Here is a 19,847-nt window from a genome sequence, read left to right as displayed (position 1 = left end):
CTCCGCCACAGGGAGATGACAGCAGTTGCTGACATGACGGGCGGCGGCTGATCACCCCAGCTTGGCCATCGCCGAGGCGGTATCGACCATGCGGTTCGAGAAGCCCCATTCGTTGTCGTACCAGCTGACGACGCGCACCAGCTTGCCGTCGATCACCGCCGTCTCCAGGCTGTCGACCGTCGACGAATACGGTGTGTGGACGATGTCGATCGACACGAGCGGCTCGTCGGAGAAATGCAGCACGCCCTTCATCGGGCCTTCCGCCGCCGCCTTCAACAGCGCGTTGACCTCGTCCTTGGTCGTGTCGCGCGCCGGCGTGAAGGTCAGGTCGACCAGGCTGCCGTCCGGCACCGGCACACGCACCGCCGAGCCGTCCAGCTTGCCCTTCAATTCCGGCAGCACCTCGCCTACCGCGCGCGCCGCGCCGGTCGTGGTCGGGATGATGTTCATCGCGGCGGCGCGGGCGCGGCGCAGGTCCGGGTGGATCTGGTCGAGGATCTTCTGGTCGTTGGTATAGGCGTGGATCGTGGTCATCAGGCCACGCTCGATCCCGATCGCGTCGTTCAGCACCTTCGCCACCGGCGCCAGGCAGTTGGTGGTGCACGACGCGTTCGACACGATCGTGTGGCCGGCCTCCAGCTTGTCGTGGTTCACGCCGTACACGACGGTGATGTCGACGCCTTTCGCCGGGGCGGAGATCAGCACCTTCTTGGCACCCGCGTCGATATGCTTCTGCGCACTGGCACGATCGGTGAAGAAGCCCGTGCATTCCAGCACGATATCGACGCCCAGCTCGGCGTGCGGCAGGTTGGCGGGATCGCGCTCGGCGGTGACGCGGATGCGCTTACCGTCGATCACCATGTCCTGACCATCGGCCTCGACGGTCCCGGCATACTTGCCATGGACGCTGTCGCGGCTGAACAGCCAGGCGTTGGACTTCGTGTCGGCCAGGTCGTTGATCGCCACCAGCTCCAGCTCGCTGCCGCGCTCCAGCAGCGCGCGCGCCACCAGTCGGCCGATGCGCCCGAACCCGTTGATCGCCACCTTCGTCATCGTCAAACTCCCGCCAGTTTCGCTCCGATGCGGCGGCTATTGCGCAGGTGGACGGCCACCCGTCAACTGCCGCACTGCAACGGCCGTCCGGCGCGCAAGCTACTTGTCGCGCCGCGTGTGCGATCCTATCGCTGCGCGCCATGGACAATCCCGCGATCGCCCGGCTCGACGCCGCCATCACCCGCGTGGAAGCGGCGATCGCCGCGCGCCGCGCCGCCGATGCGCAGCTGGAACGCCGACACGCCACGTTGAAGGCGACCATGGCACAGGCGGTCGCGGCGCTCGATGCGATCATCGCCAACACGCCAGACGACAAGGGAGAGCGCTGAGATGGCTTTGGTCAGCCTGCGGATCGGCGACACGAGCTACGACCTGGCATGCCGCGACGGTGGCGAGGCGCGGCTGGAGCAGGCCGCCGCGCTGATCGACGAGCGCTGGGAGATCGCGCGGCGTGCAGCGGGCGCCGGGGGCACGAACCGCGCGATGCTGCTGGCCGCGCTGATGGTCGCCGACGCCCTGATCGACGCTCGCAATGCGCCCCCGCCCGAGACGCCGGAGGGCGTGGCGCTCGATCGACTGTCCGAACGGCTGGAAGCGATCGCGTCGGCCCTTGAGCAAACGCTGCCGAGCGCCTAGATCGGTGTCGGCGGGTTCTGCCCGGTACGAGCCTAGAACTATCCCTGAGGCTATTCATCATCCATGGGGGTTGTCCCTGCCCGGATCCTGGTCCGACGCACATGATCCCCACCTGACGTACTGGGCGTCAGTGGATACTCCGGAAAACGGCCACGGCGGTCCCGCCACCCGCCCCCTCGTGCGACAGCGATGACCGACAAGCAGCAGATGCGCGCCGCCGCCCGCGCCGCCCGTGACGCCTTCGTCCGCACAGCGCATCCGCCGATCCGGGTCGACCCGGGCTTCCTGGCGATGCTGTCGGCGGGGTTGACGATCGCCAGCTACGTACCGATCGGCAGCGAGGCCGATCCCGCACCGCTGGAGCACGCAGCAATCGCAGCGGGTTGCACCCTGGCCCTTCCGCATGTCGTCGACCGGGCGACGCCGCTGCGTTTTCTGCGCTGGATGAGCGACGAACCGCTGTCGCCCGGCCCCTTCGGACTCCGCCAACCGCGTCGCGAGGCCGAAGAACGCGCTCCCGACCTGGTCCTGACCCCACTGGTCGCGTTCGACCGCGACTTGAACCGCCTCGGGCAAGGCGCGGGGCATTATGACCGCGCCTTCGCCGCCTATCCCGATGCCTTGCGCATCGGCGTGGCGTGGAGCGTCCAGCAGGTCGAGGCTTTGCCGGCCGACCTGTGGGACGTGCCGCTGCACGCCATCGTCACCGAACAGCAATGGATCTCCGTATGACCCCCTCATGGCGCAAACCCGCGGGGATGCTTGCCATCCTGCTGCTGATCCTGGTGTGGTGCATCGCCATCGCCTCGCTATCCGGGACGGTCGGGCGATGGCATGGCGCGGTGCAGCTCGGCTTCTACGTCGTGACCGGCATCATATGGATCGCACCGCTCAAGCCGCTGCTGCGCTGGATGGAAACCGGGCGCTGGCGCTGATGTGATCGCCACCCTGACGGTGGCGCGAGTGACGGGGCTCGAACCCGCGACCTCCGGCGTGACAGGCCGGCGCTCTAACCAACTGAGCTACACCCGCATTCCATCGACACGCCCGACACGGCGGGGTGTCACACCCACGACCGCGCAGACCCTGCCGGAAACACTGCTGCTGACACCATCCCGAGGGATGGCGCGAGTGACGGGGCTCGAACCCGCGACCTCCGGCGTGACAGGCCGGCGCTCTAACCAACTGAGCTACACCCGCTTGTAGAAGCGTGAGGCGCGCCAACTAGGCGGCGTCCCGGAACCTGTCAACGACTATCCGATACTTTTTCGATCGCCGCGAGCGGCTCCTCCTGGCCGCGCATCAGCGTGCCGTCCTCGAACAGGAACCCGGCGATGTCGGGGCGCCCGGCCGCCGACAGGATCGTTTGGACGATGATGAGGATCGGCACTGCCAGCAGCGCACCGACAGTGCCCCACACCCAGCCCCAGAAACTGATCGAAATGAGGATCATGACCGGGTTGATGGTCAGGCGATGCCCCACGATCAGCGGCGTGACCACGTTCGCCTCGATCAGGTGAGCACCGTACATGATCGCCGGCGCCGACAGCGCCGTCCACACGTCGGCAAAGGTCATCAGCCCGCCGATCGCCAGCAGCAGCGCCGCGACCACCGGCCCGAAATAGGGCACGTAGTTCAGCAGCGTCACGATCCCGCCCCACATCAGCGGAAACGGCATGCCGAGCAAGTGGAGGGCACCGGCGACGATCGCGCCGAGCGCGATGTTGATCGCGGTGATCGTGCCCAGGTACGACGACACTGCATCGACCATTTCCTGCAGGACGCGTGCGGTGGTCATCGCACCGCCAAAGCTCGCGCGTCCGGTGATCATCCGCTCGCGCATCCGCGTCCAGCCCGAGAGGAAGAAGAAGGCGACGAGGATCGCGTAGAAGGTCTGGACGATCGCCGCCGGTGCCGACGTGGCGGCCAGTTCCACGATCGAGCTGGGCGGCGCGACCGCCGTCGTCGGCGACGCCTTCACCGGAGTCGTCGCGATCTGGCGCAGTGTGCGGTTGGCGTAGCGCTCCAGGCTGGAATACAGGTCGAGAATCGGGGCGAGGTTCGCCTGGATGCGATGGATGCGGCTCGGCAGCAGCCGGAAGAATTCGGTCGCCGGCACGACGATCGCCGCCAGCGCCACATTGGCGACGATCAGGAACAGGATGACGCAGAACAGCGCGGCGATCGGCGATGGGATCCTCCGCCGCTCAAGCCATTCCAGGAGCGGGATCAGCGCCAGTGACACGACCAGCGCGATCGCGGTCGGCATGAAGAATTCCGCACCCGCCTGGAGTGCGAACGGCAACCCCAGCATCAACCCGACGCCGGCCGTCAGCGTCAATCCGGCGAGCAGGCGGTCGCGGCGCATCGGCGGGTCGATTCCCGCCCCGATAGGTGCCGGAAGGAGCGGGTCGGCGGCGCGTTGTTCGGACATATCCGCCACCTTGGGACATTTGCCCGCCCCGGCCAAGCGCCTTCGCGCGGAAGGTCAATCCTTTGCGTGCCACGCTCCTTCCTCAAGGTAGAGGTAATCGGGATCGAATTCGCCGAGCCTGGCGAGGCGATCGTGGTCGAGGATCCGCACGGTGCCGCGCGCGAACTCCGCCAAACCCCCCTCGCGCAGCCGCCGCAGCATGCGGTTGACGTGAACGCTGGTCAGGCCGAGCCCCTCACCCAAGTCCTGCTGGGTCAAGGCAAATTCGAACGTTCCGCCGTCCGCCACCCCGACGGCGCGCAGCCGGTGATAGGTTTCGAGCAAGAAATGGGCGAGGCGGCCGGCGGCGTCGAGGCGGCCGATGCGGAAGATCCATTCGCGGTGGAGCGCGGCATCCAGCAACGTCGAGCGCCAGAGCAGGCGGGTCAGGTGCGGATGTTCGGCCAGGATGTCGTCGAGTCGAGCATGCGGTATGACCGCGACGCGCGCCTCGGTGAGGGTGCCGACGTCGTGATCGAGGCGGCGCAGCGGGTAGCCGTGCAGGTCGACGAAATCCCCCGTCAATTGCAGCGCCACGAGTTGCCGGAAGCCGTCGCGCGCGTCCATGTAGCGGCACATCACCCCGTCCAGCAGCAGCGTACTGTGCGAAACCGGCGTACCGCGACGCGTGACGATGGTACGCGCGGGCAGGTGCTCGACTCGTTCGACGGCGCGCTCCAGCACGTCTTTGTCGTCTTCGGTCAAGACGTTACGGCCGCGACCGCGCAGAAAGTCCCTTGTCACCCGCATCGGCTGAGCGTCTCCCGTTCCCATGCGCGATGCTTAGGCAGACGCGCGGCCGCGCGACAAGGGAGGCGCCCGCATCGTCGACACGGTTCGCACGTCGGGCATTGCCTTGCCCTCTCCGGGCGCGATAGGAAGGCGATGGTTCGAAACATCGGTATGCCGAACGCCGGCGTCGATACGAAGGAGAGTGACCCGATGACGTCGCAAAGCAACGAGCAAAGCGGGCCGATCCGTACCGAACGGCACGGCGACGTGCTGGTTATCATCAGCGATTCGCCGCCGGTAAACGCGCTGGGTGCCGCAGTGCGCGACGGAATAGCGGCCTCGGTGCAGCAAGCAGTGGCGGATTCGAGCATTGCGGCGATCGTGGTGCGATGCGAGGGCCGCACATTCTTCGCCGGCGCGGACATCAGCGAGTTCGGCAAGCCGCTGCAAGGCGTCCCCCTCCCCACGCTGGTTGACATGATCGAGGCGAGCCCGACGCCGGTCGTCGCGGCGATCCACGGCACCGCGCTGGGCGGCGGGTGCGAGGTGGCGCTGGGGTGCCATTACCGGGTCGCGGTACCGTCGGCGACGCTCGGCACGCCCGAGGTGAAGCTGGGGCTGCTGCCGGGCGCGGGGGGCACGCAGCGGCTGCCGCGCGTGGTCGGCATCAAGAATGCGCTCGACATGATCGTGCTCGGCAACCCGATCCCGGCGAAGGCGGCCGCGGACGCCGGGCTGATCGACAGGATCGTCGGCGAGGAGTCGCTGGAGGCCGACGCGATCGCCTTTGCGCGCGAAGTGGCGGGCAAGCGCCCGATCCCGCGCGTCCGCGACCGCGACGTCGCGCCCGATCCGGAGGCGGTCGAGGCATTCCGCAAGACGCACGGCCGCAAGCTGCGCGGGTTCGACGCGCCCGAGGCGTGCATCGCCTGCGTCGCGGCGGCGGGCGAGAAGCCGTTCGAGGACGGCATCGCGTTCGAGCGCGAGCAGTTCATGACGTTGATGAACGGCACGCAATCGGCGGCGCAACGGCACATCTTCTTCGCCGAGCGGCAGGCCGCGAAGATCGACGGCGTCGATCCGGCGACCCCGCTGCGTGCCGTCAACCGCGTCGGCGTGATCGGCGCGGGCACGATGGGCGGCGGGATCGCGATGAACTTCCTGTCGGCGGGCGTGCCGGTCACGATCGTCGAGATGCAGCAGGAGGCGCTCGACCGCGGCACCGGCATCATGCGCCGCAATTACGAGGCGAGCGCGGCGAAGGGCCGACTGCCCGCGGGCGCGCCGGACAAGGCGATGGCGCTGCTGACCCCCACCCTGTCGCTCGACGACCTGGCCGATTGCGACCTGATCATCGAGGCCGTGTACGAGGACATGGGGGTGAAGAAGGACATCTTCACCAGGCTGGACGCGATAGCCAAGCCGGGGGCGATCCTGGCGAGCAACACCAGCTACCTGAATATCGACGAGATCGCCGCGGTGACGAAGCGGCCGGGCGACGTGCTGGGCATGCACTTCTTCTCGCCGGCCAATGTCATGAAATTGCTGGAGGTCGTGCGCGGTGCGCAGACCGCGCCCGACGTGCTGGCGACGGTGATGGCGCTCGCCAAGAAGATCCGCAAGGTCGCGGTGGTCGCGGGAGTGTGCGACGGGTTCATCGGCAACCGGATGCTGATGCCGCGGCAGGTCGAGGCCAACAAGCTGTTGATGGAGGGCGCGACGCCCGAGCAGATCGACCGCGTGCATGTCGCGTTCGGGATGCCGATGGGGCCGTTCCAGATGGCCGACCTGGCCGGGGTCGATATCGGCTGGCACCGCGACCCGGCGCGGATCGAGAACATCCGCGACGCACTGGCCGCGGAGGGCCGCTGGGGACAGAAGAAGGGCGCTGGCTTCTACGATTACGACGAGAAGCGGAATCCCACCCCCTCGCCGCGGGTCGCCGAGATCATCGACGCGTTCCGCGCGAAGGAAGGCACGACGCCGCGCCCGATCGGCGACGAGGAGATCGTCGCGCGCACGCTCTACACGATGGTCAACGAAGGCGCGCTGATCCTGGAGGAAGGAATGGCGCAGCGGGCGAGCGATATCGATGTCGTCTGGGTCTATGGCTACGGCTGGCCGGTCTATCGCGGCGGGCCGATGTTCTGGGCGCAGAGCGAGGGCGTCGACAAGGTGGTCGCCGGGCTGGAGCGCTACGGCTTTCCGGTCGCCAAGGGGCTGAAGACCGGGGAGGCGTTCAAGTGAGCGATATCGAGACGTTCCGCGCCGAGACGCGGGCGTGGCTGGAGGAGAATTGTCCGGCGGAGATGCGGCAGCCGGTCGTCAGCGACAAGGACGTGGTTTGGGGCGGGCGCGACCAGTCTCGGCTGACCGCGCCGCAGAAGACCTGGCTCGACCGGATGGCGACGCGCGGCTGGACCGTGCCCGACTGGCCGACGGAATATGGCGGCGGCGGGCTGTCCCCGGCCGAGACGAAGGTGCTGCGCGAGGAGATGGCGCGGATCGGCGCGCGCAATCCGCTCAACAGCTTCGGCATTTCGATGCTCGGCCCGGCGCTGCTGAAATACGGCACCGAGGCGCAGAAGCTGGAGCATTTGACCAAGATCGCACGCGGCGAGATCCGCTGGTGCCAGGGCTATTCGGAGCCGAACGCGGGATCGGACCTGGCGGCGCTGGCGACCAGCGCGGAGGATGCCGGCGACCATTTCGTCGTCAACGGTCAAAAGGTGTGGACCAGCTATGCCGACCAGGCGGACTGGATCTTCTGCCTGGTGCGCACCGACAGGACGACGAAGCAGGGCGGGATCAGCTTCGTGCTGTTCGACATGGCCTCACCCGGCGTCTCGACCAGGCCGATCCTGCTCATCAGCGGCTATTCGCCGTTCTGCGAGACGTTCTTCGACAATGTGAAGGTGCCGAAGACGAACCTCGTCGGCGAGCTGAACAAGGGCTGGGACGTCGCCAAATATCTGCTAGGGCACGAGCGCGAGATGATTTCCGGCATGGGATTGTCGGGGGGCGGCGACGCGCTGATCGAGGGGGCGTTGGCGACGGTCGGCGTGGATGCCGAGGGGCGGCTGGCCGACCCGCTGCTGCGTGCGCAGATCGCGCTCTATGAGGTGCGCGCGCAGGCGTTTGCGGCGCAGAGCGAGCGGTTCATCGACGAGCTGAAGGCGGGGCGCGCGCACCCTGCGCAGCCGAGCATGATGAAATATTACGGCACCGAGCTGAACAAGGCGCGCCACGAGCTGGCGATGGCGGCAGGCGGATCGGACGCGATCGAATGGGAGAGCGTACGGTCGGGTACCGGGCGTGCGGCGCGCGCGTGGCTGCGCACGAAGGCCAATTCGATCGAGGGTGGGACGAGCGAGATCCAGCTGAACATCGTGGCGAAGCGGATCCTGGAATTGCCGGGGTGATCGTCGCTTGATCGTCACCCCGGCGAAAGCCGGGGTCTCGGGCCGCAAGCGAGCGGCGTGTGGAGAAAGACCCCAGCTTTCGCTGGGGTGACGATTGCCGATCCAGACGGGGCTTGATCGAAATGCCGCTTTTCCTGAACGACGAACAGACGATGCTGCGCGACACCGCGCGCGATTTCGTGAGCGAGAATGCGCCGGTCGCGCATCTGCGGCGGCTGCGCGACAGCGACGATGCGACGGGCTTCGATCGCGCGCTGTGGAAGCAGTTCGCGGAAATGGGGTTCACCGGCATCCTGATCGGCGAGGAGGCCGGCGGGCTGGGACTGGGCCATGTCGAGGCGGGCGTCGTGCTGGAGGAGATCGGGCGCAACCTGTCGCCCTCCCCGTTCCTGACCACGGCGGTGGCGGCGGTCGCGGCGCTGGACGGCACGGCGCAGGCCGGGCGCTGGTTCCCCGGCATCTTGGCGGGCGAGACGGTGGCGGCGCTGGCGATCGACGAAGGACCGAAGCATCGCGACGCGGTGGCGATGCGCGCCGAGCGCGCCGGCAACGGCTTCAAGCTGACCGGCGCCAAGCAGTTCGTGACCCACGGTCATGTCGCGGACCTGCTGATCGTCGCGGCGCGTACTGCCGGCGCGGCCGATGATGCCGAGGGCGTGACGTTGTTCGCGGTGCCGGCCGATGCCGCGGGGGTGACCGCGACGCCGGAGCGGCTGGCCGACAGCAGCCTTGCGGCGCGAATGACGTTCGACGGCGTCCAGGTCGATGCCGATGCGGTGATCGGCGAGGTCGACGCGGGGCGGGCGCCGCTCGACCGGTTGCTGCGCGCGGGGCGGACGGGCGCTTCGGCCGAGCTGCTGGGCGTCGGCGGCGGCGCGATGGACATGACGGTCGGCTATCTGAAGCAGCGCAAGCAGTTCGGCGCGGTGATCGGCAGCTTCCAGGCGCTGCAGCACCGCGCCGCGCATCTCTATGCCGAGCTGGAGGTGGCGCGCGCCGCGGTGCTGAAGGCGCAGCAATTGCTGGACGGCGGCGCGGATGCCGGCGGCGACCGGGATCGTGCGGTATCGGTCGCCAAGGCGATGACGGGGCTTGCCACGACGCTGTCGGTGCAGGAAGGCGTGCAGATGCACGGCGGAATCGGCATGACCGACGAATATGACATCGGCTTCTTCATGAAGCGCGCGCGGGTGCTCGCCGAAATGTTCGGTGACGCGAACTTCCACGCCGACCGCGTGGCGCGCGGGCGCGGCTATTGAGCGACGCACCTTCCCCCGCCGCACTCGTCGCCGATCTGGTCGATCTGCTCGATGTCGAGGAGATCGACACCGATCTGTATCGCGGGCGGCGCTCGACCGGCGGCGTGGGACGCGTCTTCGGCGGGCAGGTGATCGCGCAGGCATTGCAGGCCGCGCAGCGATCGGCGGGCGAGACGCCCAAGGTCGCGCACTCGCTCCACGCCTATTTCATGCGCGCGGGCGCGGAGGAGCATCCGATCATCTACCGCGTGGTGCGCGATTTCGAGGGGCGCAGCTTCGCCACCCGGCGCGTGATCGCGATGCAGCGCGGCACGCCGATCCTGAACATGGCGGCGTCGTTCCAGCTGCCCGAGGACGGCTTCGCGCATCAGGATGCGATGCCGGACGTGCCGCCGCCGGACGCGTTGCAGGACGAACTCGCGCTGCGTGCCGCGGTGGCCGACAGGATCCCGCCGGGCCTGCGCGACCAGCTGCTGCGCCCGCGCGCGATCGAATACCGCCCGGTGACGCCGCGGCACTGGACCGAGCCGGTGCCCGCTGCGCCGGTGCATCATTACTGGTTCCGCGCGGCGGCGCCGGTCGGCGACGATCCGGCGATGCACCGCGCGGTGCTCGCCTACGCCAGCGACATGCTGCTGCTGGGCACGTGCATGTTGCCGCACGGCGTGACGTGGATCACGCCGGGGATGCAGACCGCCAGCCTCGACCACGCGTTATGGCTGCACGAGCCGGCGCGGACCGACGACTGGCTGCTCTACGCGATGGACAGTCCGTGGGCCGGGCACGGACGCGGCATGAACCGCGGGCGAATCTTCACCGCGGACGGGCGCCTGGTGGCCAGCGTGGCGCAGGAGGGGCTGGCGCGGATGCGCGCGCCACGCTGACTCAGGCCGGCTCGTGGATCGGGCAGCGGTTCACGCGCTCCCGGTAGTCGGCGGAGTGGCGGTAGGTGTCGCGGCGCGCGCGGTTGATGTTGCCGAGCGGGCGATGCGCGGCAAGGCCGGTCCAGACGCTGAAGCGCATATGGTCGTTGACCTGCGCGACGCGCGCATCGTCCCAGCTGTCCTGTGCGGCGGCGCGGATCGTGGCGACACGGACGAACGGCGCCTCCGCCTCGTCCCATTCCACCGTCGCGTCCTCGACCGGCTGGCGCGAAAGGTCGCGGGCGAGCTGGACGCGGAACTCCCATTCGCCCGCGATGCTGCGCAGTTCGTCCCGCACGGTGTGGCGGATCGCGTCGCGATCCCCTGCGGTGGCGATGATCGCGCCGGTACGCTCCTTCAGTCCGGGGGCGAGCGGCGCGACGCTGAACTTGGCGATATGGTCGCCGTAGCGGAACGGCGTGGCGCTGTAATAGGTCTCGCCAATCGGATCGACGTTGGGCGCGCCGCCGAGCGTGTTCACGGTCGCGCTCTCGATGCCGACCGCGCCCAGCGCGCTGCTGACGCCGCGCAGCACCGCGGACAACGCCTTCTTCGCGCCTTCCGCCTTGTCCGTGGTGCGCGCGAGCAGCTTGAGATTGCCGAGAAACTTCTCGGCGGTTTTCGCCTGGAACGCGGTGGCGTTGACCATGATGAAGTCCTGCGTCCGGCCCGCGGCACCGGGCAGCCGCTCGCCGTCAACGTCGAACACCTTGATCGCGAGCCCGCGCGGGAGCGAGATGGCGTTGTCGAGGATGTCGCCGGGGTTGGTGGAGAGGCGCATCATCACCTTGTGTTCGCCCGGCGTCGCGAACAGACCCTGCGCCAGTTCGGGCGGCAGATCGGCATCGATGGTCAGCGTCCCTTCGAGGATCGCATGCGCCTTGGCATGGACGGCGCGCACCGCATGGCCGTAATCCTCGGCGGTGGTGTCGAGGACGATGTCGAATTGCTCGTTCAGGTGCGCGATCGTCTCGCGCTCGTCGGGCAGGACCTGTTCGATGTCGGGCGAATAACGGACGGGGGGGGGACATCGGGCGACTCTCCTTCGGGATCGGGAGCATAACCAAGGTTAACCGCCAGTGTTCCGCGCGCTACACCGCGGTCTTGCCGTAATCCTGGCGCGTGACCGGGTGGCTGGACGACAACCCGCCATCGGCGGCGAGCGCCTGGCCGTTCACGTAGCTGGCGTCGTCGCTGGCGAGGAACAGCGCGACGCGCGCCAGTTCTTCGGGCTGCGCGCCGCGGCGCAAGGGGTTGAGGCGGCCGATGCGGTCGAGCTTGCCGACGTCGCGCGCATAGTCGAAGGTCGGCTGCGTCATGCCCGTCTCGGTGAGGCCGGGGCAGAGCGCGTTGACGCGGACGTTCGCGCCGGAGAGCTGCTGCGCGGCGACCATCGCGAGATTGACGACGCCGGCCTTGGATGCCGAATAGGCAGGCGACCCGGCGCCCGAGCGAAGCCCGGCGACGCTGGCGGTCAGCACGATCGCACCCCCGCCGCGTGCGGCGATCGCGGGCGCGGCGTGCTTCACCGCGAGCCACGGGCCGATCAGGTTGACGCGCAGCACGTCGCTGAACAGCGCCACATCGGTGTCGAAGATGTTGGCCAGCCCCCCGGAAATGCCGGCATTGGCGAACATCACGTCAAGGCCGCCAAAGCGCTCCACCGCGAGCGCGACGGTGCGCGCGACGTCGTCCTCGTTCCCGGCATCCATGCGGATCGCGACGGCGGTGCCGCCGGCCGCAACGATGTCTCGCGCCGTGGCCTCGGCCTGTTCGGTGAGGTCGGCGACGATCACCTGCCCGCCCTCGGCGGCGAACAGCGCGGCGGCGGCGCGGCCGATCCCGGAGCCGGCGCCGGTGACGACGATCGATTTCCCCGCGAACCTCATGCGCCGGCCCTCTGCGCGAAATGCCAGGCGGCATCGACCAGCCCGCCCATCCGCGCGGCGGTCTCGTGCGCGCGCGGGTTGGCGGCGGTACCGATGACGATACGCTTCTTGATGCCCTGCACGATCCCGGCGAGGCGGAAGAGGTTGAACGCGAAATACCAGTCGAGCGCGATCGGTGCGCTGCGGTTCGTGCGCGCGCAATAACGCTCGAGCATCTCGGGCAGCTCGGGAATCCCGCTGGTCGCGCCGGTGCGGCCGAGCACGCCGGAGCGCCCCTCGGGCTCGGTCACCCAGCTCATCAGGAAATAGGTGAGGTCGGCGACCGGATCGCCGAGCGTCGAGAGTTCCCAGTCGAGCACCGCGGCGACGCGCGGTTCGGTGCCCGGCGCGAAGCGGAGATTGTCCACGCGGTAATCGCCATGGACGATGCTGGTCCGCTCCTGCGCAGGGACGGTGCGCGGCAGGAAGTCGATCAGCCGCTCCATCGCCGGCATCGTCTCGGTCTCGGCACCGCGGTACTGCTTCGTCCAGCGCGCGACCTGCCGCTCGAAGTAATTGCCCGGGCGACCGTAATCCCCCAGCCCGATCGCGACGTGATCGGTGTTGTGGAGGTCGGCGAGCGTGTCGATCATCGCGTGATAGTGGTCGCGGCGCTGCGCAGGCGCGAGATCGGGCATCGTGCCGTCCCAGATCGTCCGCCCCTCGACCATCTCCATGACGTAGAAGGCCGAGCCGATGACCGCGTCGTCCATGCACAGCCCATACGGGCGCGGGACCGGAAAGCCGGTGGGGTGGAGCGCGGCGATGACGCGGTACTCGCGGTCGACCTGATGCGCGGAGGGCAGCAGCACACCGACCGGCTTGCGACGGAGCACGTAGCTGCCGTGCCCGGTATCGATCCGGTGGGTGGGGTTGGACTGTCCACCCTCGAACCGCTGCTGCCCGGTGATCGCGCCCGCCCCGGGCACGTGCGCCGCCAGCCACGCGCCGAGGGATTCCGTGTCGAGATCGCTCATGCGTATCTGCCGAATTCGTGACGTGCGATCGCGCGCGCGTGCACCTCGTCGGGACCGTCGGCGAAGCGCAGCGTGCGCATCGACGCCCACGCGTGCGCCAGCCCGACGTCGTCCGACACGCCCGCGCCGCCATGCGCCTGCACCGCATCGTCGAGGATGCGCAACGCCATGGTGGGCGCCTGCACCTTGATCATCGCGATCTCTGCCTGCGCGGCCTTGTTGCCGGCCTTGTCCATCATGTCGGCGGCCTTGAGGCAGAGAAGCCGGGTCATTTCGATGTCGATCCGCGCGCGGGCGACCCGTTCCTCCCACACGCTGTGATCGGCGATGCGCTTGCCGAAGGCGACACGGCCGACCAGCCGGCGCGCCATCGCCTCGATCGCGACCTCCGCCACGCCGATCGTGCGCATGCAATGGTGGATGCGCCCCGGCCCGAGCCGTCCCTGCGCGATCTCGAACCCCCTGCCCTCGCCGAGCAGCATGTTCTCGACCGGCACGCGCACATCGGTGAACGTGACCTCGCCGTGGCCATGCGGCGCATGATCATAGCCATAGACCGACAGCATGCGCTCGATCCGCACCCCCGGCGTGTCGAGCGGAACCAGCACCATGCTCTGCTGCTGGTGGCGGGCGGCGCCCGGGTCGGTCTTGCCCATCAGGATGCCGATCTTGCAGCGGGGATCACCGAGCCCCGACGACCACCATTTCCGGCCGTTGATGACATAGTGATCGCCGTCGCGCTCGATCCGCGTCTCGATATTCGTCGCATCGGACGAGGCGACCGCGGGCTCGGTCATGAGGAAGACCGAGCGGATTTCGCCGTGCATGAGCGGGCGAAGCCATTCCTCCTTCTGCGCCAGCGTGCCGTAGCGGTGCAGCACCTCCATGTTGCCGGTGTCGGGCGCCGAGCAGTTGAAGCATTCGCTCGCCCATTCGATGCGGCCCATCTCCTCGGCGCAGAGCGCATATTCGAGGTTGGACAGCTGCGTCCCCTCGAACGCGAACGTGTCGTCGACGTGGCGCTGGCCGGAGTGCGGGGGCATGAAGAAGTTCCACAGCCCCGCCGCTTTGGCGCGCGCCTTCACCTCCTCGATCACCGGCAACACCTTCCAGCGCTCGCCTTCCTGCTGCTGTCGATGATAATCGGCATGGCGCGGGGCGATCTCGCGGGCGATGAAGTCGCGTACCCGATCGCGGAAAAGCGTCTCGCGCTCGCTCAACGTGAAATCCACCGCGCTTCCTCTCCGCCGTTGACCCGCCCTTGATCTAGGCCATACCGCATCTTCGGTAAAGGCGCGGATCGCACGATCCATGCTCTATGAAGAAAAGGACTGCATCTTCGAAAGCGAGCATGCTAACGCTACGTCATGGGGGATGTGACCATATCGAACGCCGCCGAGGACAGCGGCAGCACGCGGCGTTTCCGCGAGAAGCGCCAGGCGATCCTGGCCGCCGCCGCCGATGCGATCAACGAGCAGAGCGCGAAGGGGATGACCTTCGCCGACGTGGCGCGGCGCGTCGGGCTGAACACCACCAGCGTGACCTATTATTTCAAGCGCAAGGAGGATCTGGCCGCCGCCGCGTTCGAGCAGACGCTCGACGGGCTGATGGCGATGCTCGACGACGCCTCGCAGGCGCCGACGCCGGTCGCGCGGGTCGAGCGGATGGTGGCACTCAACATCGAACGGCTGATCCGCATCGAGCGCGGCGAGGAGCGCGCGATGGCGATCCTGTCGGACCTGCGCGCGATGGACGAACCGGTGCGCGCCGCGCTGATGAACCGCTGGCGCGAGGTGTTCCGGCGGACGCGCGCGCTGTGGGGCAGGAATCTGTCGCGCGAGGCGACCGACCTGGCGGGCGCGCGCGCGCACGTGCTGCTGGAGAACATCTTCTGGCTGCCGTTGTGGCTGCCGCGGTACGAGGCGGATCAGTACCGGCGCGTGGCGGCGCGGTTGATGGCGCTGTTCCGCGACGGACTGGCGGTGGAGGGCGCGACCTGGGCGCCGGCGCCGGTCGCGCTGCCGCACGACGATGCGGTGCCCGGGCGCGAGGCGTTCCTGCTGGCGGCGACCCGGCTGATCAACGAGCTCGGTTATCGCGGTGCTTCGGTCCAGCGGATCGCGTCGGAACTGAACGTCACCAAGGGCAGCTTCTACCACCACCTCGACGCCAAGGACGATCTGGTCGTCGCCTGCTATCGCCGCAGCTTCGACACGATCGCGGCGGCGCAGCGGCTGGCGGACGAGCGCGGGGGCACGCAGTGGCAGCGGCTGTGCGACACCGTCGCGACGCTGGTGGCGGTGCAGTTTTCCGAGCGCGAATCGCTGTTGCGCACCACCGCGCTGAGCGGGCTGCCCGCGGGCGAGCGGCAGCAGATGATCGACCGCTCGACACGGATCGCGCGGCGCTTTGCGGGCACGATGATGGACGGGATCGCGGAGGGCACCGTGCGCGCGGTCGACAGCCTGGTCGCGGCGCAGGCGATGATGGGGATGCTGAACGCAGCGTTCGACATGCGCAAATGGGCGTGGAGCATGGATCGCGACCGGGCGATCCGCCATTACGCCTCGACGCTGATGTTCGGGATGTTCGACGATCGCGCGCTGGGCGCCTGACCGGTCAGAGTTTGATCCACTGACGTGGAAGCGGCACCGGCCCAGCTTTGCTGGATCAGACTCTAGACAGGGGTTCCCAGCGCCTGCGTGCGCGCGGTGATCGCGACCTGGTTGTGCGGGCCGCGCCGGCGCGAGAATTCGCGTACCGAGCAGCCGAGGAACAGGTGGCTGTCGCGCAGGAAGTGCGATCGATCCCAATAGCCCGCCGCTTCCAGCGCCGCCTGCCCACCCTCGGGATTGGTCAGCATGGTCGTGAGCGCGCGCAGGAAGCGCGTGCGGCGCAGCAGCAGCTTGGGCGTGAAGCCGAAGTTGAAGCGCGTCATCGCGGCGAGCGCGCGCGGCGACATGTCGAGCGCCTCGGCCACCGCCTCGATCCGGGTGGTGGCGGGATCGCGCAGCATCTCGCACAATGCCTCGATCCGCGGGTCGGCGGGCGGCCGGCGCTCCAGCCGCGCCTCCAGCCAGCCGGCGAAGGCGGCGTCGAACGGCAGCTCGCCCTCCAGCGAAGCGCGCAGCATGTCCGCCCCGGGATCGACCGCGCTCAGCGGCACCACCCGGTTGGACAGCCGCGACACGTCACCGCCGAAGATCTGCGCCCAGCCGAACGGCAGCAGCCCGACCCCGACCAGCTCGCCGCCGTGGCACGAGACGTAGCCGGCGTAGCTGGTCGGGCCGGTCAGCGCGACGACCGGCATCGGATCGATGCAACGGCTGCCGATCTTCAGCGACCATGGCGGGCTGTCGCGCAGCGACACGCGAATCGTCGTGACGCTGGGAAAGAAGGCGTCGCGCAATTCGGTTTGGTGGCAGATCGGCGCGGCAAAGCGGTGATAGCCGGTGACGTAGCGGACGAGCCGCCCCGTCGGCGCGGCGTAGCGGACATCGACATCGGCCGGCCCGTGGTGTTTCCCTGTCACGTCGCCCCCCAGCAACTTGTTAGCGAAGCCTCATAATCTTTTGCAACAATGCTGCAAGCATGTGTCGCCTTCCGGCATCGTTTCGAGGCAGTAAGGGGGAACATGGACGCGCGCGGCGCGATGTGCAGGGCATCACCTACCCCTCACCGCAGGAGCTGCGAAGCGATGATCGACCTTCATTACTGGCCGACCCCGAACGGCCACAAAATCCTGATCTTCCTGGAGGAGGCCGGGCTCGAGCATCGGATCCATCCGGTGAACATCGGCGCGGGCGAGCAGTTCAGGCCCGACTTCCTGAAGATCGCCCCCAACAACCGCATGCCCGCGATCGTCGACCACGCCCCGAGCGACGGCGGCGACCCGATCAGCGTCTTCGAAAGCGGCGCGATCCTGCTCTATCTCGCGCACAAGACGGGCAAATTCGGTGGCGGCAGCCCGCGCGGGCATGTCGACGTGCTGCAATGGCTGATGTGGCAGATGGGCGGGCTCGGCCCGATGCTGGGGCAGAACCACCATTTCACGCGCTTCGCGCCCGAGAAGGTGCCCTACGCCATCGACCGCTACGTCAAGGAGACGACGCGGCTGTACGGCGTGCTCGACCGGCAGCTGGAGGGGCGCACGTTCGTGACCGGCGACGACTATACGGTCGCGGACATGGCGTGCCATCCCTGGATCCTGCCCGAGGCGCAGGGGCAGGACATGGCGCAGTTCCCGAATCTCGCGCGCTGGCACGCCGTGGTCGCGGCGCGCCCGGCGGTGGCCCGCGCGTATGAACGTGGCAAGGCGGTCGCCGCGCCGAAATGACCGCGCTGCACGACATCCTGGCGGCGGGGCATCGCGTCGTGCCCGGCCGGCGACAGGTAACGATCCCCGCCGACTGGTTGCAGGGCCGCACCTGCTACGGCGGGCTGTCGGCGGCGCTGGCGCTCGACGCGGTGCTGCGCGAGATACCCGACCTGCCCCCGCTGCGATCGGCGCAAGTGGCGTTCATCGGCCCGCTGGCGGGCGAGGTGGAGGTCGCGACGCAGCTGCTGCGCCGCGGCCGCAACGCGGCGTTCGTGCAGGCCGATGTCACCGGCGCGGACGGGTTGGGGCTGCGCTGCACGTTCGTGTTCATGCGAAGGCTGGACAGCACGATCGACCATGACGCGTCGCCAATGCCCTGCGTGCCCCCCGTCGCGGGGGAGGCATCGCTGGCAAGCGCAGCGATGCCGGCGTTCGCGCGGCAGTTCGAGATGGTCGATCGCCCGATGGAGGGGGTCGGATGGCGGCGCTGGATCCGGCTGGCGCAGCGCAACGGCACGCTGCCGCCCGCGATCGAGCTGCTGGCGATCGGCGACGCGCTGCCCCCCGCGGCGATGCGGCTGGCGACGCAGCCGGTACCGCTCAGCTCGCTGACGTGGATGGTCAACGTGCTCGCCGCGAAAGCGGTGACGGGCGACGGCTGGTGGCTCGTCGAGTCGCAGACCGACCACGCGCGTGGCGGGGTGACGTCGCAGGCGATGGCGATCCGCGACGGTGATGGGCGCAAGGTGGCCGAGCAGATGCAGGCGGCGGCGATCTTCGGCTGATACATCTCGCGACAAAATCGCCGTCGCGTCGACATGTTCGGGCGACGGATCGGCGGCACAAGTCCCGTGACGGCGGTGCGCCGCGCCCGCCTGAGATGTAAGGGATGTGCCATGAGGATCTGGATGACCGCCGCTGCGCTGGGTGCAGCGGCGCTGGGCGGTCTCGCGAGCGCCGGCGCCATCGCGCAGGCTCCGGCGACGCCTGCCCCGGTGCCCGCGCCGATGATGGCGGGCGACGGCATCTCCAGCCGTGACGAAGCCGCCGCGGACGCCGACCGACGCTTCGCCACGATGGATGCCAACCAACACGGCAAGCTGACCGCCGACGAACGGCGCGCCTGGCGCGAACAGCACCGGCCACCCCCGCGTCGCGCCGGAGCAAGCGACCGGCGCGACGAAGCGCAGACGCAGGCCGACTTCCGCGACCGCGCGTTGCGCCGCTTCGATCGGATCGACACCAACCGCGACGGGCGGATCGACGCGCGCGAGCGCGAGGCGGCGATGCTGCTGATGCGCGCGCGGCGGATCGGCCATGACCGGCCGGTGCCGCCGGCCGATCCCGCCGCACCGACCGACTGACCCCCTTCCGGCCACGCGACGATTGTGTCAGGTGCCATGACCATGGGCGACACGCCGCACCTCCTGCTGGTCGATGACGAGCGGTCGATCCGCGAGCCGCTGGCCAGCTATCTGACGAAGCAGGGCTTTCGCGTGACCCAGGCGGGCGATGCGGAGGCCGCGCGCACGCGGCTGGCCGCCTATGCCATCGACCTGATCGTGCTCGACATCATGATGCCCGGCGAGGACGGGCTGTCGCTGTGCCGTCACGTCCGCGCCAACGGCGAAACGCCGGTGATCCTGCTGACCGCCAAAAGCGAGGAAACCGACCGGATCGTCGGGTTGGAGATGGGCGCGGACGATTATGTCGTGAAGCCCTTCTCCCCGCGCGAGCTGGCGGCGCGGATCAAGACGGTGCTGCGCCGGACCGCCGGCGGGGCGGTGCGGCACCATGCGCCCGAGAGCGGGTCCTATGCCTTTGCCGGCTGGGTGCTGAAGACGGGCGAGCGCGCGCTGGTCGACCGCGAGGGCGTGTCGGTGCCGCTGTCGACCGGGGAATACAATCTGCTGCTGGCACTGGTGCAGCGTCCGCGACAGGTGCTGACGCGCGACCAGCTGCTGGACCTGACGCAGGGGCGCGAGGCCGCGGCGTTCGACCGCGCGATCGACAATCAGGTCAGCCGGTTGCGTCGCAAGATCGAGCCCGATCCCAAGAACCCGGAGATCATCAAGACGGTGTGGGGCGGCGGCTATGCGCTGTCGACGGACGTCACGCGCCTGTGA

The 19,847-nt window shown here is 68.9% G+C and carries 22 protein-coding genes and 2 tRNA genes; 14 read left to right on the top strand and 10 right to left on the bottom strand.

The window, feature by feature from the left end; translation table 11 throughout:
• Nucleotides 1-51 precede the first annotated feature (51 nt).
• Nucleotides 52-1,053, bottom strand: a complete 1,002-nt coding sequence (gap, locus tag J2Y58_RS16440; protein WP_310105376.1) for a type I glyceraldehyde-3-phosphate dehydrogenase — start codon at nucleotides 1,051-1,053, stop codon at nucleotides 52-54.
• 140 nt (nucleotides 1,054-1,193) lie between these two features.
• Between gap and J2Y58_RS16435 the strand changes: the two genes are divergently transcribed.
• The 4 genes from J2Y58_RS16435 to J2Y58_RS16420 all read left to right on the top strand — a co-directional run bounded on the left by J2Y58_RS16435 (nucleotide 1,194) and on the right by J2Y58_RS16420 (nucleotide 2,624).
• The gene (locus tag J2Y58_RS16435; RefSeq protein ID WP_310105373.1) at nucleotides 1,194-1,382 is read left to right on the top strand and encodes a hypothetical protein; all 189 of its coding nucleotides are present in this window, start codon (nucleotides 1,194-1,196) and stop codon (nucleotides 1,380-1,382) included.
• A 1-nt stretch (nucleotide 1,383) separates the two neighbouring features.
• Nucleotides 1,384-1,689: a cell division protein ZapA gene (locus J2Y58_RS16430; RefSeq protein WP_310105370.1), complete on the top strand. Its 306-nt coding sequence runs from the start codon at nucleotides 1,384-1,386 to the stop codon at nucleotides 1,687-1,689.
• Nucleotides 1,690-1,878: 189 nt separating this feature from the next.
• Nucleotides 1,879-2,421 (top strand): 5-formyltetrahydrofolate cyclo-ligase, encoded by a 543-nt coding sequence (locus tag J2Y58_RS16425; protein WP_310105367.1) that lies wholly within the window; start codon nucleotides 1,879-1,881, stop codon nucleotides 2,419-2,421.
• On the top strand, nucleotides 2,418-2,624 hold the full coding sequence (locus tag J2Y58_RS16420) for a DUF2842 domain-containing protein (RefSeq protein WP_310105366.1): 207 nt from the start codon (nucleotides 2,418-2,420) through the stop codon (nucleotides 2,622-2,624). The genes J2Y58_RS16425 and J2Y58_RS16420 overlap by 4 nt, the downstream gene beginning before the upstream one ends.
• A 20-nt stretch (nucleotides 2,625-2,644) precedes the next feature.
• Here J2Y58_RS16420 and J2Y58_RS16415 read toward each other — a convergent pair.
• From J2Y58_RS16415 to J2Y58_RS16400, 4 genes are all read right to left on the bottom strand, one after another.
• Nucleotides 2,645-2,721, bottom strand: a tRNA-Asp gene (locus J2Y58_RS16415).
• Between the two features lie 91 nt (nucleotides 2,722-2,812).
• A tRNA-Asp gene (locus tag J2Y58_RS16410) sits at nucleotides 2,813-2,889 on the bottom strand.
• A gap of 46 nt (nucleotides 2,890-2,935) precedes the next feature.
• Nucleotides 2,936-4,123, bottom strand: coding sequence for an AI-2E family transporter (locus tag J2Y58_RS16405; protein ID WP_310105364.1), 1,188 nt, complete (start codon nucleotides 4,121-4,123; stop codon nucleotides 2,936-2,938).
• A 54-nt stretch (nucleotides 4,124-4,177) separates the two neighbouring features.
• Nucleotides 4,178-4,912 carry a Crp/Fnr family transcriptional regulator gene (locus tag J2Y58_RS16400; protein WP_310105358.1) on the bottom strand — a complete coding sequence of 245 codons (735 nt, stop codon included), beginning with the start codon at nucleotides 4,910-4,912 and terminating at the stop codon, nucleotides 4,178-4,180.
• Between the two features lie 192 nt (nucleotides 4,913-5,104).
• Between J2Y58_RS16400 and J2Y58_RS16395 the strand changes: the two genes are divergently transcribed.
• The 4 genes from J2Y58_RS16395 (at nucleotide 5,105) to J2Y58_RS16380 (ending at nucleotide 10,459) form a co-directional block, all read left to right on the top strand.
• Nucleotides 5,105-7,141 (top strand): 3-hydroxyacyl-CoA dehydrogenase NAD-binding domain-containing protein, encoded by a 2,037-nt coding sequence (locus tag J2Y58_RS16395; protein ID WP_310105356.1) that lies wholly within the window; start codon nucleotides 5,105-5,107, stop codon nucleotides 7,139-7,141.
• Nucleotides 7,138-8,316, top strand: coding sequence for an acyl-CoA dehydrogenase family protein (locus tag J2Y58_RS16390; RefSeq protein ID WP_310105355.1), 1,179 nt, complete (start codon nucleotides 7,138-7,140; stop codon nucleotides 8,314-8,316). Before J2Y58_RS16395 ends, J2Y58_RS16390 begins: the two co-directional genes overlap by 4 nt.
• Before the next feature lie 122 nt (nucleotides 8,317-8,438).
• Nucleotides 8,439-9,575, top strand: a complete 1,137-nt coding sequence (locus J2Y58_RS16385) for an acyl-CoA dehydrogenase family protein (RefSeq protein WP_310105352.1) — start codon at nucleotides 8,439-8,441, stop codon at nucleotides 9,573-9,575.
• Nucleotides 9,572-10,459 (top strand): acyl-CoA thioesterase II, encoded by an 888-nt coding sequence (locus tag J2Y58_RS16380; protein ID WP_310105349.1) that lies wholly within the window; start codon nucleotides 9,572-9,574, stop codon nucleotides 10,457-10,459. The genes J2Y58_RS16385 and J2Y58_RS16380 overlap by 4 nt, the downstream gene beginning before the upstream one ends.
• A gap of 1 nt (nucleotide 10,460) precedes the next feature.
• On the opposite strand, the gene J2Y58_RS16375 is transcribed toward J2Y58_RS16380, so the two are convergent.
• Entirely contained in the window at nucleotides 10,461-11,465 is a 1,005-nt protein-coding gene (locus J2Y58_RS16375; RefSeq protein ID WP_310105498.1) for a catalase family protein, read from the bottom strand.
• Between J2Y58_RS16375 and J2Y58_RS16370 the strand changes: the two genes are divergently transcribed.
• Nucleotides 11,403-11,561, top strand: a complete 159-nt coding sequence (locus J2Y58_RS16370; RefSeq protein WP_310105346.1) for a hypothetical protein — start codon at nucleotides 11,403-11,405, stop codon at nucleotides 11,559-11,561. The two genes, J2Y58_RS16375 and J2Y58_RS16370, sit on opposite strands and share 63 nt — an antisense overlap.
• A 28-nt stretch (nucleotides 11,562-11,589) precedes the next feature.
• Here J2Y58_RS16370 and J2Y58_RS16365 read toward each other — a convergent pair whose 3' ends face one another.
• From J2Y58_RS16365 to J2Y58_RS16355, 3 genes are read right to left on the bottom strand one after another with little or no spacing between them, the layout of a single operon-like run.
• A complete protein-coding gene (locus J2Y58_RS16365; RefSeq protein ID WP_310105343.1) occupies nucleotides 11,590-12,387 on the bottom strand; it encodes an SDR family oxidoreductase in 798 nt (265 codons plus the stop codon).
• Nucleotides 12,384-13,403 (bottom strand): phosphotransferase family protein, encoded by a 1,020-nt coding sequence (locus J2Y58_RS16360; protein ID WP_310105340.1) that lies wholly within the window; start codon nucleotides 13,401-13,403, stop codon nucleotides 12,384-12,386. The genes J2Y58_RS16365 and J2Y58_RS16360 overlap by 4 nt, the downstream gene beginning before the upstream one ends.
• Nucleotides 13,400-14,635: an acyl-CoA dehydrogenase family protein gene (locus tag J2Y58_RS16355; RefSeq protein ID WP_310105337.1), complete on the bottom strand. Its 1,236-nt coding sequence runs from the start codon at nucleotides 14,633-14,635 to the stop codon at nucleotides 13,400-13,402. The genes J2Y58_RS16360 and J2Y58_RS16355 overlap by 4 nt, the downstream gene beginning before the upstream one ends.
• A gap of 135 nt (nucleotides 14,636-14,770) precedes the next feature.
• Here J2Y58_RS16355 and J2Y58_RS16350 point away from each other — a divergent pair, with 135 nt between their 5' ends.
• Nucleotides 14,771-16,018 (top strand): TetR/AcrR family transcriptional regulator, encoded by a 1,248-nt coding sequence (locus J2Y58_RS16350; RefSeq protein WP_310105334.1) that lies wholly within the window; start codon nucleotides 14,771-14,773, stop codon nucleotides 16,016-16,018.
• Between the two features lie 62 nt (nucleotides 16,019-16,080).
• On the opposite strand, the gene J2Y58_RS16345 is transcribed toward J2Y58_RS16350, so the two are convergent.
• A complete protein-coding gene (locus J2Y58_RS16345; RefSeq protein ID WP_310105330.1) occupies nucleotides 16,081-16,935 on the bottom strand; it encodes a helix-turn-helix domain-containing protein in 855 nt (284 codons plus the stop codon).
• A 165-nt stretch (nucleotides 16,936-17,100) separates the two neighbouring features.
• Here J2Y58_RS16345 and J2Y58_RS16340 point away from each other — a divergent pair, with 165 nt between their 5' ends.
• From J2Y58_RS16340 to J2Y58_RS16325, 4 genes are all read left to right on the top strand, one after another.
• Nucleotides 17,101-17,739, top strand: a complete 639-nt coding sequence (locus J2Y58_RS16340; protein WP_310105327.1) for a glutathione S-transferase N-terminal domain-containing protein — start codon at nucleotides 17,101-17,103, stop codon at nucleotides 17,737-17,739.
• On the top strand, nucleotides 17,736-18,506 hold the full coding sequence (locus tag J2Y58_RS16335) for a thioesterase family protein (RefSeq protein WP_310105325.1): 771 nt from the start codon (nucleotides 17,736-17,738) through the stop codon (nucleotides 18,504-18,506). Before J2Y58_RS16340 ends, J2Y58_RS16335 begins: the two co-directional genes overlap by 4 nt.
• Nucleotides 18,507-18,617: 111 nt before the next feature.
• Nucleotides 18,618-19,085, top strand: coding sequence for a ca2+ sensor protein (locus J2Y58_RS16330; RefSeq protein WP_310105323.1), 468 nt, complete (start codon nucleotides 18,618-18,620; stop codon nucleotides 19,083-19,085).
• A 42-nt stretch (nucleotides 19,086-19,127) separates the two neighbouring features.
• On the top strand, nucleotides 19,128-19,847 hold the full coding sequence (locus J2Y58_RS16325; protein ID WP_310105320.1) for a response regulator: 720 nt from the start codon (nucleotides 19,128-19,130) through the stop codon (nucleotides 19,845-19,847).

It is taken from the genome of Sphingomonas sp. BE138, assembly GCF_031456125.1.
In the GTDB taxonomy this organism is placed as follows: Bacteria; Pseudomonadota; Alphaproteobacteria; order Sphingomonadales; family Sphingomonadaceae; genus Sphingomonas.
The sequence above is the reverse complement of the archived record's forward strand: the minus strand, read 5'-3'. Positions and strand labels throughout refer to the sequence as shown.